The following is a 13206-nucleotide window of genomic DNA, read 5'->3' as shown; positions in this document are numbered from 1 at the left end:
ACTCCTCATGTTCATCGACATCCCGAGCGACCTCGAAGCCGCTCTGATTGACCTCACCCTCCCGACGTGGAAGCTCGACGGGCCGGCCCTGGCAACGTCCACCATGGAGGAGTACCGGACCGAGTTGACCGCCAGGCCGCAGTTCGCAAAGACCGCCGCGACGCTGCGCCGCGCACTGGCGGCAGAGGGCGGCGGATACGCCGTACTGCGTCTGGGAAACCTGGCCAAGGCGCTCGGGGCCGGTGACGACCGGTTCCTGCGGCTGGCGACGGGCTTCGCGGCCGAGGTGGCCCTCCCCTTTTCGCCGTTCCCGCGGTGGGCCCTCTGGAAGAACATCGGGGTCAAGGTAGACAAGGACCCCGGCAAGTCCAGCGGCATCGGCTACAACGCGTTCCACATGGACCTGGTGAACGGGACCCTGCCCCCGGACTACACCACACTCCTGTGTGTCCGCCCCGATCCGCTCGGCGGCGGCCCCAGCATCCTGTCGGACCCCCACGTGGCCGTCGCCCGGCTGTCGGACGACAACCGTGCCCTGCTGGCCGAGGCGGCCTACCACTACGGGGTGTTCTTCGACCTGCACGGGGTCGGCGAGGAGTACAAGCCGTTTCCGGTCCTGGACGGCGATCCGGGGGGCTTCGTCCGGTTCACCGCCAAGATGCTGGAGAGGTCCGAACTCGGCCAGGAGCACGCCGACGCCGCCCGCGCGCTGGCCGAGGAGCTCGTGCGGGGGCAGGTCTCCTTCATGCTCCAGACCGGGGACTACCTCATCGTGAACCAGCGGCGCTTCCTGCATGGCCGCGAGGCTCTACAGAACGGCCAGGAGAACGTCCCGGCCACGGACCGCCGACTGCTGCTCCAGCTGTTCCTGCGCTCAGTATCCGGCGCCGGCTCGGCCGCATAGACGGCCGCTCGGTCAGCGGACGCCGCCGGAGTCCCGCCTTTCGGAGCCAGCCGCCGCTCACGCGGCGCGGCCACGGAGGCGGGGCTCGACCGGGCTAGATACGGGAGTTGCGCACCGACTGCCACATGGCACCGGCCAGGGCCCGCGTCGCCCGCGGGACCGATAGATGCTCGTGCTCGCGGTACAGCGACCAGTTGTACTGGACGAGTGAGAGCTTGTTGGAGGACAGGGACCCCGCCTGGTGGGCCCTGTACACCGCGAGCGGCTCGGCCAGACCGCGGGCATCGGTGCCGTCCCGCATGATCGACAGCCACAGGGCGTAGTCCTGGCGCTTGCGCATCTGCGGCATCAGCCTCGTGCCCAGGACATTGCGGTCGTACATGGCGGTGAGAGCGCCGATGTGGTCGCGGACCAGCATCGCGCGGTAATCGACGTGCGCCCGTGCACGGACCACGCGCCCGTTGGGGACCCAGTCGGTGCTCTCGCCGGCGTAGTCGGCGTCCATCTTGAAGTACGAGGTGAACGTGAGAGGCGCGGTGCCCTTCGCGGCGAAGGCGAGCTGCTTCTCGGTCTTCTCCGGCAACCACATGTCATCGCTGTCGAGGAAGGCGATGTAGTCCCCGCGGGCCCGCTCGATCGCACGGTTCCGGGCCCGGCCGGCACCGCCTTGTTCAGGTGCCCGCTCCGGCAGGACGCGCTCGTCCTGCCGGGCAAACTCCGCAAGCAGGTCCATGGAGCCGTCGGAGGACTGGTCGTCGGTGACCAGCAGCTCCAGGTCGCTGTGGGTCTGGGTGAGCACCGATCGCACGGCCGCACCGAGGGTCGCCGCCGAGTTGTACACGGGCATCACGACAGACACCAGGGGCACAGCGTTTCTCCTTGCCAGACCAGGAATGACCCCCCATTCAAGCACCGCATCCGAGTAGGAGCTGCCATGCAGATCGTTGTCGCTGGTCAGGGCTACGTAGGGCTCCCCCTGGCCGTACGCGCCGCAGAGGCCGGTCACCGCGTCGTCGGCTACGACACCGACGCTGACCGCGTCCGGCGCCTCACCGCCGGCGACTCGTACATCGAGGACGTCCCCTCCCCGCGGCTCCGTGCAGTGCTGGACGCCGACGCCTACTGCGCGACCGCCGATGCGGCCGCCCTGGCCGGCTTCGACATCGCCGTGATCACCGTGCCCACCCCGCTGCGCGACGGCGTACCCGACCTGAGCTTCATCGAGGCCTGCGCCCGGACACTGGGCAGGCACCTGCGCCGGGGCGCGACCGTCGTTCTGGAGTCCACGACCTACCCCGGCACCACCGAGGAACTGCTGCTGCCGCTCCTGGAGGAAGCATCGGGCCTCAAGCGCGGGGTGGACTTCCTCGCCGGATTCAGCCCCGAGCGCATCGCCCCTGGCAACAAGAGGTGGTCGTTCGAGACGACCCCGAAGCTGGTGTCCGGCATCAACAGCGAATCACTCGAAGTGATCAAGCACTTCTACGACGGCATCTTCCACACCACCGTGCCCGTTTCGGGGCCCAAGGTCGCCGAGCTGGCCAAGCTGATCGAGAACACCTTCCGGCTCGTCAACATCTCCATGATCAACGAACTGGCGACACTGACCAACCGTCTCGGCGTGGACATCTGGGAGGCGATCGACGCCGCCGCGACCAAGCCCTTCGGCTTCACCCGATTCACCCCAGGGCCGGGCGTCGGCGGACACTGCCTGCCCGTCGACCCGCTGTTCCTCTCCTGGAAGATCAGGCAAGACCTCGGCGTCCCCTTCCGGTTCGTGGAACTCGCCCACGACGTCAACCGCGACATGCCCGACTACGTCGTCCGCCGCGTCGCGGCAGCGCTCGACCAGCGCGGCAAGGCCGTCAGTGGCTCGCGGATCCTGCTCCTCGGCCTGACCTACAAGATCAACGCTACCGACCTCCGCGAGTCGCCATCCAGCCGCGTCGCCGAGCTCCTGATCAACCTCGGCGCCCAGGTCCACGGCGCCGACCCCAATATCCCGCTCTGCGACCACACCAAACTCAACGTGCCCCTGGTCGACGCGAGCGAGGAGGAGATCGCGGCCGCCGACGCCGTGGTGCTCCTTATGGACCACGCCACCTTCGACCTTCCGATGATCGGCGAGAAGGCGCCCTACGTCCTGGACTGCCGAAACCGCCTGACCGGACCACACGTGGAAACCCTCTAGCTCCTCCCCGCCCCGCCGCCGGCCCTCCACCACCCAGGAGCTCTCTTGCGCGACGAATGGGAACACGCTCACACGGACTACACCGTGCCCGCGCAGCGCCAAACACCCGCCTCGCTGACCGAATCCGAAGGCGACTGGCGCCACCACCTGGAACACTCCACCCCCAACGGCTGGCTCATCCGCCACTCCGCCATGACCGAAGCACTCCTCAGCGGAAAGCCGCTCTATCTTCTGCACACCACCAAGAACATCGATACCATCCGCACCAGCCGACAGCTGCACGTCTCCACCGGATGCCTGGTCGGAGCCCTGTACTGCTCACCCCTCACCAGCCACGGTGAAGGGCTGCGCCCCCACAATCTCGGCGCCTACCTCATGGAGACCAAGCCCTCCACCAAGCCCCTGATCTTCGAGGTCACCCCGGACGCCCCGATCCAGCCCAAGGGCATCGACTACCTGCACCTCGGCACCATCCACCTGCGCACCTACCTGCGCTACCAAAGCTTCCTCACCCCTGCCGAGAACGACCAGCTCGAACGCGCGGTCCTCACCGGGCTGCGCACCTCAGCTGCCTTCCTCGACACCGCCCTGCGCAACGCCGTCGGCCACACCACGCCCGCACCGGCGTTCATCGACCAGCTCTCCGACGCCGTCACGGCCGTGCCCTTCCTCGGCTACCTCTACTTCGAGGTCCTGTCCGAATACCTGATGCTCCACTCCGCCACCCCGGAGACCAAGAACTGCGCCCATGCGGGAGAGCTGAACAACCGACTGTACAAACGCCTCGCCTTCGCCGCCGTGGACAGCATGGGTCAGCTCTTCGACCTGGCCCGCTTCAACCCGCGCCACCACCGGCTCGTCCAACTCATCGAAAGCATCGACCCGACCCTCTGCCCAGGGGCTGCCGAGTACGTACGGCGCCGGCTGTCCCACCTGCTCGCCCGCACCGCGCTGCACCCGTCCCAGGACGCGGCATCGGTCACCTTCCAAGGCTCCGACCTCGGGACGCTCCAGAAAGCCGCGCCCGGACTGATCGGCCAGATGGTCTTCCGTGAGATCCGGTACATGGACCGCTACCGACACCTCTACCACTGCTTCGAGAAATCCAAGGCCCTGGAGGCGTGGGACTACTGGAACCGTGAGGGAATCCCCACCCCCTTCAACGGGATCCTCCCCAAGGGGGAGATCGGAATCAACCCCGTATACCCCCGGGCGTCAGTCAGGGCGTGGGCGGCAGAAAAGGATGAGAAAGGCCACCTGCATCCGACCCACGACGTCCTTGCCGACTTCACACCACACCTCGCGTCGTGGTGGGCGCCGCCCCGTCAGCGGAATGGAGTCGCTCCATGGCCACCAAGCTCCTGAACATCCTCACCGGCATCAACCGCGCCTCCGGGCCGTCGTCCGGAAGCATGATCCTCGTCCACGACCTCTACGGCGCGATGCCGGAACTGCACACGACCTTCCTCGGCAGGACCCCGGTCGATCAGCCGTGGGCAACATCCTTTGACCAGCTGATCACGCTCTCGACGACGAAGCGCCCCCAGGGCCCGGACTTCGACCGCTACCTCGACGAGCTGACGCGTGAGGTGGGCGGCCTTATCGAGAAAATCCAGCCGGACGTGATCCACGCCCAGTACGTCGGATTCGCCTTGACCCTGGCCTTCGCCCGGACAGCCGGCAACATCCCGATCATCGCCATCGCCCACGGCCCCGACGTCATGGCAGCCGGGCTCAGCCAGCGGGAACACGAGTCCCTGAAGGAAGTCGCCACCGCAAGCGCCGCGATCGTCGCCCCGACCGCCGCCCTCGCCGACCGCATCGACCGACTCACCGGCCGCCGTTTCACCGACCGGCTCGCCGTCATCCCCTGGGGTATCCCTCTGCGCGATACCCGGGTACGCGATCAGCCGCCCGCCGACAGCGGAGGCCTGGCTCTTGTGCACGCTGGCCGTCTGGACGAGAACAAGTCCACGATCACAGCTGTCGAAGCCCTCACTCTCACCCATCAACCTCACCACCTGACCGTGATCGGCCACGGAAGCCACAGAGAGCAGCTGGAACAACGGGCTGCCGAACTCGGGGTGCGGGACCGCATCCGCTTCGAGCCCTTCATGCCCCGCGCCGAACTCTGGAGCCACCTACCGAACTTTGACGCCTTCGTCTTTACCACCACGGGCTTGGAGGCATTTGGGCTCGTCCTCATCGAGGCCCAAGCCCACGGGCTCCCAGCCGTCTACTCCGACCTACCCGGGGTGAGGACAGTTCTCGGGGGCGGTGGAATTCCCTTCACCCCTGGCGATCCGCGCTCCCTCGCAACCGCCCTGGATGAGATGGGCAGGGACTTCCCCCAGCGCAAGGCCTTGGCCAAGAAGGCGCTACGCAACGCGCGCCTGTATGACATCGCGACCACCGGTCGCCAGCTTCGCGAACTTACACTCCGCGTTAGTAGGGATCGCCGGAGTCGCCAATAGCGCAGCGAGGACGCCGCCCCCATCTACCAGTGGTCACACCTCCTGCAATGGCAGGGGGCGGAGGCCCTGATGGTGCCGCCGAGTACAACAGTGGTCTCGGGCCCGTCGCGCACCGCGCGCGACGGGCCGCCAGGCCAGCACAGATCCCTATCCCTGACCGAACGCCGCCTAGTACTCCAGCAGCGTTTCTCTATTTTTGCTGGTCAAAGGCCCGGGAGTGGGGAGTGTAGTGCTGCGGAACCGGGTGTGGGACGGTCTTGCGCGGACCGTCCCACCAACGGGTGGCCGCGCCGCATGTAGTGACAGTGGCGTGCGTGTGCTTGGTGGCGGCGTGGCCATCGTGACCACTTCATGGCATGGCTGCGGTCGGTAGGACGGTGGCCGGGTCCAGCTGCCAGCAGACGGCGAATCTCGGCTGGTGTGAGATCCACGAGGTCGGGCGTGTCGTCCTGGCCACCCCCTTTTCACGCTCGTGGGCGGCCATGACGGCGAGGAAGGCGTGGGCGAGCATGGCAAGCGTGATGTGCCGGTACCAGCCGACGTAGCGGCGAACCTCGTACTGGTCGAGGCCGCACTCGTTCTTCGCGCTCTGGAAGCACTCCTCGATCTTCCAGCGGCAGCCCGCGACGCGGACCAAGTCCGCGAGGGTGGCGTCCAAGGGTGTGCAGGCGAGGTAGTAGGCGATCTCGTCGGGCCTGGCGATGCTGCGGCGGGCCACCATCCAACGTTGCCGGGTGGGTTCGTCGCCGTCGAACTCCCAGACGGCGGGCAGGCGGGCTGCGGCCCAGTCGTAGTAGCGCTCGCCCTTGGCCCCGCTGCCGGCGGACAGCCGCTGCCAGGCCTCCAGCGGGGCCTGGTTGATGAGGTGGTCGATGCGCGGGCCGTGGACCTGCTGGGATTTGGGCACCGCCACGACTAGGACAGGTCGGCGTCTTCGAGGAAGCGGCGGAAGTGGGAGTCCTGTCCGTAGGCGGAATCGGCTGTGACCCAGGCGATCGGCAACGGTGAGGCGAGTGCCCGCGTGATCACGTTCCGAGCCAGTTCGCCTTTCGTGGCAAAGTCCCGCTCGTCGGGGATCCGGGCGGACCGGCAGCGATCCCGGTCCTCGGTCCAGGACTTGGGCAGGTAGAGCTCTCGGTCGACCAGAGTGTGGCCGCGCTGGGTGGCGTAGGCGGCGAATACGCCGATCTGGCAGTTCTCGGTGCGGCCGGCGGTGCCGGAATATTGGCGCTGGACGCCGGCGGAGGTGGTGCCCTTCTTGACGAATCCGGTGTCGTCGATGATCAGCACACCGGCGTCGGACCCGAGGCGTTCGGCGATGTATGCCTGCAGGTCGTCGCGGATCTCGTCTGGATCCCAGTGGCAGCGGGACAGCAATCGCTGGAGGCCGTCCGGTGTCGCGTGACCTGCGTGTTCGGCGATCTGCCAGCTGTTCTTGCGGCCGACCTGGCCCGGCAGCCCGCGAAGTTAATCACGTGCTCGTCGTCTGGGTTCCACCCGCGCGAACCTGGCCCCGATCCGCAGGACAAGATCAGCAAATTCGGTGTCCCAGGTGTTTCCTGATTCGTGCTCGCTCACATCGGCGCACTGCCCGAAGCGCTGTCACTACATGCGGCGCGGCCACCCGTTGGTGGGACGGTCCGCGCAAGACCGTCCCGCACCCGGTTCCGCAGCACTACACTCCCCACTCCCGGGCCTTTGACCAGCAAAAATGGAGAAACGCTGCTGGAGTACTAGCGCCGGCTAACGGGCTGCGCAGGCGGCCTGCACCTCGTCGGCGCGATCGGTCCACCAGTTCAGCAGTGCCTCGTCCGTCAGGAACATCTCGCCGAAGGTGGGGTCTTGGCGGTCGAGGTAGAACTCCAGCTGCCAGAAGTCGGTCAGCCGCTTCCACCACAGCCGCTTCACCGCGTCGGCGAGGTCGCCCTCGGACAGATCGATCACGGACCGGTACCCGGAGCAGAACGCGGCGACACGGTCGAGGTCGAAGGCACCACCGACCCCGAACTGCACCTGCGCGGTCCGCGCGACTTCCTCTCCGTACGGACGGACCCCGAGCCGGTCCCAGTCCAGGACGGCCACGACCCGGCCTTGCTGCCGTAGGAGGTTGCGGTACTGGAAGTCGCCGTGCGTCCACCCGTAGGGTCCGGCCGGCACCTCACCCTGCGGCCGGGCATCGGCGTGCCGCCCCAGGAGGCCGCGCCGATCGTGCAAGGCCTCGGCGGCTGCCTTGTCGAAATCGGTCACCGGATCGGCGGGAAGACGTCCCAAGAGGGCGACGGCTGCCCTGTCGGCCTCAGCCACATCGCGGACTTTTGTCGTAGGCGCCTGCTCCGGAATCGGACCAGGGCCATGCCGACGCAAGCCGTCATGCAGACGGGCCAGAACAGCACCGAGATCGCAGGCCTGGCCGAGGGTGAGATCGGTCCCCTGAACGTGCTCGCCGTCCACCCAGGGCAGGACGCAGTAGCCGTGACCTCCAACCTCAGCCACGAGCTCCCCACCGACGGCTGGCAGGGGCGCAGGAACCGGGATGTCTTCGCGGGCCAGGTCACCCAGGACCGTGAGGTTCCTGCGAACCCTGTGCAAGGGGGCATCGGTGATCTCCTTCACCGCGTACGTCCCGACACTCGTCTCCAGCCGCCAGTTCCGATTCATCAGACCGTGGGCGAGGAACTCGACGCCGTGCACTTCACCCAGCCTGAACGTGCGGGACAGCGTCGGCAGGGCTGCCAGCAGATCGTCTTCTCGAGTCGGATCCGTCACCCCAGCACCGTACGCCGACGCCGAACCCCTCCGTCGGAATTCGTCACCTACCTCCGACCGGATCCCAGAGAGCCTTCGAAGGGAGACCCTCGACCACCTCACCGACCCGACCACCACAACCTCCCCACCGCAGTCACTGCCTTGTTCACCGGCTCTCGGTGAGATCAGTGGTGACTTGACGGTGCTGCTCACCGGTCCTTGACCAGCGATATCGGGGCTTGGTCCGGTCACCTCACCGGCCATCGTCTGCCGGGCAGGGACGTCGGCGTATGGATCTTGATGTAGGCCACTGTGTGAGCGTCCGGGGAGTCGATTTTCGATCCGACGACGACTGGTGTCCGCGATTGGGATTCAAGAAGGTATGCATCGATGCATACTCGAAGGCATGGCAGACACAACCGTGAAGATCGACACACAGACCCGGGACCGATTCGCCGCCGTGGCCGCAGCTCACGGCAAGAGTGTGCGCGCCTACCTGGCTGATCTGGCCGTGGAGCAGGAAAACCAGCTCGCCCTGGGACGGGCGACCGCCGCGTTTCGCGAAGCCGTCGGTCACCCGGGCATCGCGGAACAGTTCGACCGCGAGTTCGGCGGCCTGCCCTCGTCCGTACACCGGGCGGCCTGACCCTTGGAACTGCACATCGACATCCGCTGGCTCCTGGACCGCCAGGAGGAACTCCTCGGCAAAGAGCTCGGAGTCCTGGACTACTCCGGGCTCGTTGCCGCGGTCGCCCGCCACCGCGTGAACACCCCCGCCTGGGGATCCGAGGAACCCGACGCGTACTGGCGGGCAGCAGCTCTGCTGGAGCAGATCGTGCTCACCCGGCCGCTACCCGCCCGGAACGAGTACTTCGGCTACGGCATCGCCGTGGCCTACATTCGCGCCTCTGCGCAGGACGTCGACACCGCCTTCGAACCGTGGCGCGACCTGATCAACGACATCCGCGCACTGCGCCTGAACGTGCACGACGTCGCCGACCGGCTGCGCTCGATGGAGCCGACGCTCTGATTGCAGGCGTACTCGTTTGGCGATCCCCGCATGCTTCGGCCCGGCGCCAGCGACCTATGTGGCACGCGCAGCGCTCAAGAGCGGTGTCAGACGCTACTGCACAGGCAGCCAGCTCTGGGCTGGTCCCGCCGGCAAAACAACTAAACGAAAACAGCCGCCCGGGCCGATGAACGCCCAGCTCAGAAAGCGTCGACCCCGCGCCCGCGGGGATGCTCCGTCGCTCGCGCTGTGCGGCGATCCATGCACTCTCGTCGACCCCGCGCCCGCGGGGATGCTCCGAAGCTGCTGGCCGAGCTGACCGCCGCGGGCGGGTCGACCCCGCGCCCGCGGGGATGCTCCGACGTCGGCGCTGATGCCGTCCCAGCTGATCTCGTCGACCCCGCGCCCGCGGGGATGCTCCGGTGAGCCAGAAGACCATTACCGCCGTCGTCCGGTCGACCCCGCGCCCGCGGGGATGCTCCGCCCGAGGGAGTCCCGGTCACCATGGTTCAGGTGTCGACCCCGCGCCCGCGGGGATGCTCCGGGCGTGACTCGTATGGGCCATACGCGTCAACGGTCGACCCCGCGCCCGCGGGGATGCTCCGGCCGCAGTCGCCGACAGCCGCAGTCGTCACGAGTCGACCCCGCGCCCGCGGGGATGCTCCGCCCCACACCTATGCATCACGACCCAACGGCCGGTCGACCCCGCGCCCGCGGGGATGCTCCCGCGGTATCCACGGGGTCCGCAAGCAGTACCGGGTCGACCCCGCGCCCGCGGGGATGCTCCTACGTCGCTGCGGTGACTCCGAGGCTGGCGGCGAGTCGACCCCGCGCCCGCGGGGATGCTCCGACCAGAGCCCAGTGTTCCAGCTGCAGCCGCGCGTCGACCCCGCGCCCGCGGGGATGCTCCCGTGAACGGGAACCTGGGCGTGATGGGGATCGAGTCGACCCCGCGCCCGCGGGGATGCTCCCGGTGCTCACACTGGGCGAACGTCATCGTGCCGGTCGACCCCGCGCCCGCGGGGATGCTCCATCAGCTTCGTTGACATTCCCCTGCCCGGTGCTGTCGACCCCGCGCCCGCGGGGATGCTCCGACGATCAGCCAGTCCGAGCTGGGCGCGAACCAGTCGACCCCGCGCCCGCGGGGATGCTCCGCGCCGCGCCGAGGCCGCCCAGTGGATCGCCGAGTCGACCCCGCGCCCGCGGGGATGCTCCGGCCCGCTGGTCGGAGATGGCCGAGCCGAGCTGGTCGACCCCGCGCCCGCGGGGATGCTCCCCTGGCCTGTATCACCCAGCACGCCAACCGCCGGTCGACCCCGCGCCCGCGGGGATGCTCCGGTGAAGGAGGAGTCCTCGGCCTTGTCGGAGCCGTCGACCCCGCGCCCGCGGGGATGCTCCGAACCAGCGGACCGCCGCGCGGGCGGCGTCGAAGTCGACCCCGCGCCCGCGGGGATGCTCCACAGGGGCGGGGGCTGGTCAGACTCCAGTTCGGGTCGACCCCGCGCCCGCGGGGATGCTCCGCCGTCTCCGACCTCGATCACGTCCAGGAGGAGGTCGACCCCGCGCCCGCGGGGATGCTCCGGGCCTCCAGGACAACGGAGCCTTCGTCGTAAAGTCGACCCCGCGCCCGCGGGGATGCTCCGACGCTCGTCGCCTCCGCCGCCTAAGCGGCTATGTCGACCCCGCGCCCGCGGGGATGCTCCGTTCCAGATGGTCGCTCGGTTCGATGGCCTCAAGTCGACCCCGCGCCCGCGGGGATGCTCCTTCTGCTTCGGGTCGATGACGGTTACGAGCCATGTCGACCCCGCGCCCGCGGGGATGCTCCGGGCGGTCGCTGAGATGGCGCGGCACACGTCCCGTCGACCCCGCGCCCGCGGGGATGCTCCGACAGCAGAGACAGGTGGTCCGTCGGCGGGTTGGTCGACCCCGCGCCCGCGGGGATGCTCCGGTGTTCAGGTTCTTGCCCCCGGAGAGGCCCAGGTCGACCCCGCGCCCGCGGGGATGCTCCGGCGAGGCGGAAGTACAGGGCGGGAGCACCCGTGTCGACCCCGCGCCCGCGGGGATGCTCCGTGATGCGGTGAGCCCCTCTTCCTGGAGGAGTCGTCGACCCCGCGCCCGCGGGGATGCTCCAGCCTGAAGCGGCTGTACGGCATCACGCTGGACGTCGACCCCGCGCCCGCGGGGATGCTCCGCACCCCGGCCGGGGACAGGCCCGATCGTGATGGTCGACCCCGCGCCCGCGGGGATGCTCCGCTAGCGCCCGCCCGGTCTGTGCGAACGTGCGCACCCGGTCGACCCCGCGCCCGCGGGGATGCTCCGGAGTTCGCGACCCTCTTCAACAACAACTCCTCGTCGACCCCGCGCCCGCGGGGATGCTCCGGACGACAGGATCGTCGAGGTCGGCGTGAAGATGTCGACCCCGCGCCCGCGGGGATGCTCCGACGTTCCACCCGTCCGCTTCCAGCCCCTTGCGGTCGACCCCGCGCCCGCGGGGATGCTCCGTCGGCGGCGCCTTCGGGCGACCTGGGCAACGCGTCGACCCCGCGCCCGCGGGGATGCTCCGGTGACGATCAAGCCGGTGCTCCGGGCCGCTTTGTCGACCCCGCGCCCGCGGGGATGCTCCGTTCCAGCGGCAGTCCCAGATGATGGCGATGAAGTCGACCCCGCGCCCGCGGGGATGCTCCGGCGGCCCGCGCCCACCACAAGACCTCGCGCGAGTCGACCCCGCGCCCGCGGGGATGCTCCGGCCGAGTTCGACGCTCTGCGTACCGACTACCTGTCGACCCCGCGCCCGCGGGGATGCTCCGGCGCTACCCAGGTCATCGCCCGCGGGGAACGGGTCGACCCCGCGCCCGCGGGGATGCTCCGCCCAGGACCCGGTCGGCTGCCAGGCCCCAATGGTCGACCCCGCGCCCGCGGGGATGCTCCAGCAGGGTGGTGTTCGGGGCCATGGCGCCACCGGTCGACCCCGCGCCCGCGGGGATGCTCCGTGGCCTACGGCGCCGCGAGTGAGGGGAAGAAGGTCGACCCCGCGCCCGCGGGGATGCTCCGGAGAACCGCACATGCGCAACTCGCTGTACGGCGTCGACCCCGCGCCCGCGGGGATGCTCCGACTGCTCAAGAGGGCTTCCTCCGGATCCGGGAGTCGACCCCGCGCCCGCGGGGATGCTCCGTTCGGTCGCGACTTCCCCGAGGTGCCCCATGCGTCGACCCCGCGCCCGCGGGGATGCTCCAGCAGATCGCCGACCACGAGACCCGACTCGACGGTCGACCCCGCGCCCGCGGGGATGCTCCGTCCCCACTGATTCACATCCCTCCTCGTTCGTGGTCGACCCCGCGCCCGCGGGGATGCTCCGAGCCCACAGATCCAGACCGTGCTCGTCCTGACGTCGACCCCGCGCCCGCGGGGATGCTCCGTCCAGGACGCCATCGCCGACCACGCGAAGGCGGTCGACCCCGCGCCCGCGGGGATGCTCCGTGCAGCGAGTCGTCCGTCACGGCGCTGTGTAAGTCGACCCCGCGCCCGCGGGGATGCTCCGGCGCCCGTTCGAACCTTCGCTTCGCCGACAAAGTCGACCCCGCGCCCGCGGGGATGCTCCTAGGTGACCCGCCCGTCAGGAGTCCCGTCAGGGGTCGACCCCGCGCCCGCGGGGATGCTCCGGGCTGAACTGACGAACTCCCCGCCCGGCGGTCGGTCGACCCCGCGCCCGCGGGGATGCTCCGTCTCGGCAGTCGAGTTGACGGCCGCGGCCGGCGTCGACCCCGCGCCCGCGGGGATGCTCCGGTTCGAGACTGTCGGTGACGGGTGAAAAGTGGACCGTTGGCGGCGGATGAATGTTGACCCCCATCGAGGGTCTGGCTCGTTGAGTCAGGCCGGGAGGAT

The 13206-nt window shown here is 69.2% G+C and carries 8 protein-coding genes, 1 pseudogene and 1 CRISPR repeat array; of the genes and pseudogenes, 6 read left to right on the top strand and 3 right to left on the bottom strand.

The window, feature by feature from the left end; all coding sequences use genetic code 11:
* Positions 1-7 precede the first annotated feature (7 nt).
* Entirely contained in the window at positions 8-904 is an 897-nt protein-coding gene (locus tag ACZ6Y1_RS35480) for a TauD/TfdA family dioxygenase (protein ID WP_469639897.1), read from the top strand.
* A 94-nt stretch (positions 905-998) separates the two neighbouring features.
* Here ACZ6Y1_RS35480 and ACZ6Y1_RS35475 read toward each other — a convergent pair whose 3' ends face one another.
* Positions 999-1772 carry a glycosyltransferase family 2 protein gene (locus tag ACZ6Y1_RS35475; RefSeq protein ID WP_469639895.1) on the bottom strand — a complete coding sequence of 258 codons (774 nt, stop codon included), beginning with the start codon at positions 1770-1772 and terminating at the stop codon, positions 999-1001.
* Between the two features lie 66 nt (positions 1773-1838).
* Here ACZ6Y1_RS35475 and ACZ6Y1_RS35470 point away from each other — a divergent pair, with 66 nt between their 5' ends.
* Genes ACZ6Y1_RS35470 through ACZ6Y1_RS35460 form a run of 3 tightly spaced genes read left to right on the top strand, consistent with a single transcriptional unit; the run spans position 1839 to position 5569 of the window.
* The gene (locus ACZ6Y1_RS35470; protein WP_469639892.1) at positions 1839-3095 is read left to right on the top strand and encodes a nucleotide sugar dehydrogenase; all 1257 of its coding nucleotides are present in this window, start codon (positions 1839-1841) and stop codon (positions 3093-3095) included.
* Positions 3096-3140: 45 nt separating this feature from the next.
* Positions 3141-4460 (top strand): hypothetical protein, encoded by a 1320-nt coding sequence (locus ACZ6Y1_RS35465; protein WP_469639890.1) that lies wholly within the window; start codon positions 3141-3143, stop codon positions 4458-4460.
* Complete coding sequence (locus tag ACZ6Y1_RS35460) at positions 4442-5569, top strand: glycosyltransferase family 4 protein (protein ID WP_469639887.1); 1128 nt, start codon at positions 4442-4444, stop codon at positions 5567-5569. Before ACZ6Y1_RS35465 ends, ACZ6Y1_RS35460 begins: the two co-directional genes overlap by 19 nt.
* 349 nt (positions 5570-5918) lie before the next feature.
* On the opposite strand, the pseudogene ACZ6Y1_RS35455 reads toward ACZ6Y1_RS35460, so the two are convergent.
* Both ACZ6Y1_RS35455 and ACZ6Y1_RS35450 read right to left on the bottom strand, forming a co-directional pair.
* A pseudogene (locus ACZ6Y1_RS35455) lies at positions 5919-7147 on the bottom strand (IS701 family transposase).
* Between the two features lie 165 nt (positions 7148-7312).
* Positions 7313-8335 carry a phosphotransferase gene (locus ACZ6Y1_RS35450; RefSeq protein WP_469639885.1) on the bottom strand — a complete coding sequence of 341 codons (1023 nt, stop codon included), beginning with the start codon at positions 8333-8335 and terminating at the stop codon, positions 7313-7315.
* Between the two features lie 385 nt (positions 8336-8720).
* On the opposite strand from ACZ6Y1_RS35450, the gene ACZ6Y1_RS35445 reads away from it, so the two are divergent.
* Positions 8721-8960: an antitoxin MazE7 gene (locus ACZ6Y1_RS35445; RefSeq protein ID WP_469639883.1), complete on the top strand. Its 240-nt coding sequence runs from the start codon at positions 8721-8723 to the stop codon at positions 8958-8960.
* A 3-nt stretch (positions 8961-8963) separates the two neighbouring features.
* Entirely contained in the window at positions 8964-9344 is a 381-nt protein-coding gene (locus tag ACZ6Y1_RS35440; RefSeq protein ID WP_469639880.1) for a toxin Doc, read from the top strand.
* A gap of 188 nt (positions 9345-9532) precedes the next feature.
* Positions 9533-13107: direct repeats of the CRISPR family, unit length 29 nt; unit sequence GTCGACCCCGCGCCCGCGGGGATGCTCCG.
* Positions 13108-13206: the final 99 nt, after the last annotated feature.

This window comes from Streptomyces sp. NPDC053432 (assembly GCF_055585365.1).
Note: the sequence above shows the minus strand (reverse complement) of the source record. Positions and strands in the feature narration are given on the sequence as shown.

Coding starts and splice junctions, on each gene's coding strand:
- ACZ6Y1_RS35460 (WP_469639887.1), top strand. CDS start 4,442: ATGGCCACCAAGCTCCTGAACATCCTCACCGGCATCAACCGCGCCTCC.
- ACZ6Y1_RS35470 (WP_469639892.1), top strand. CDS start 1,839: ATGCAGATCGTTGTCGCTGGTCAGGGCTACGTAGGGCTCCCCCTGGCC.
- ACZ6Y1_RS35480 (WP_469639897.1), top strand. CDS start 8: ATGTTCATCGACATCCCGAGCGACCTCGAAGCCGCTCTGATTGACCTC.
- ACZ6Y1_RS35445 (WP_469639883.1), top strand. CDS start 8,721: ATGGCAGACACAACCGTGAAGATCGACACACAGACCCGGGACCGATTC.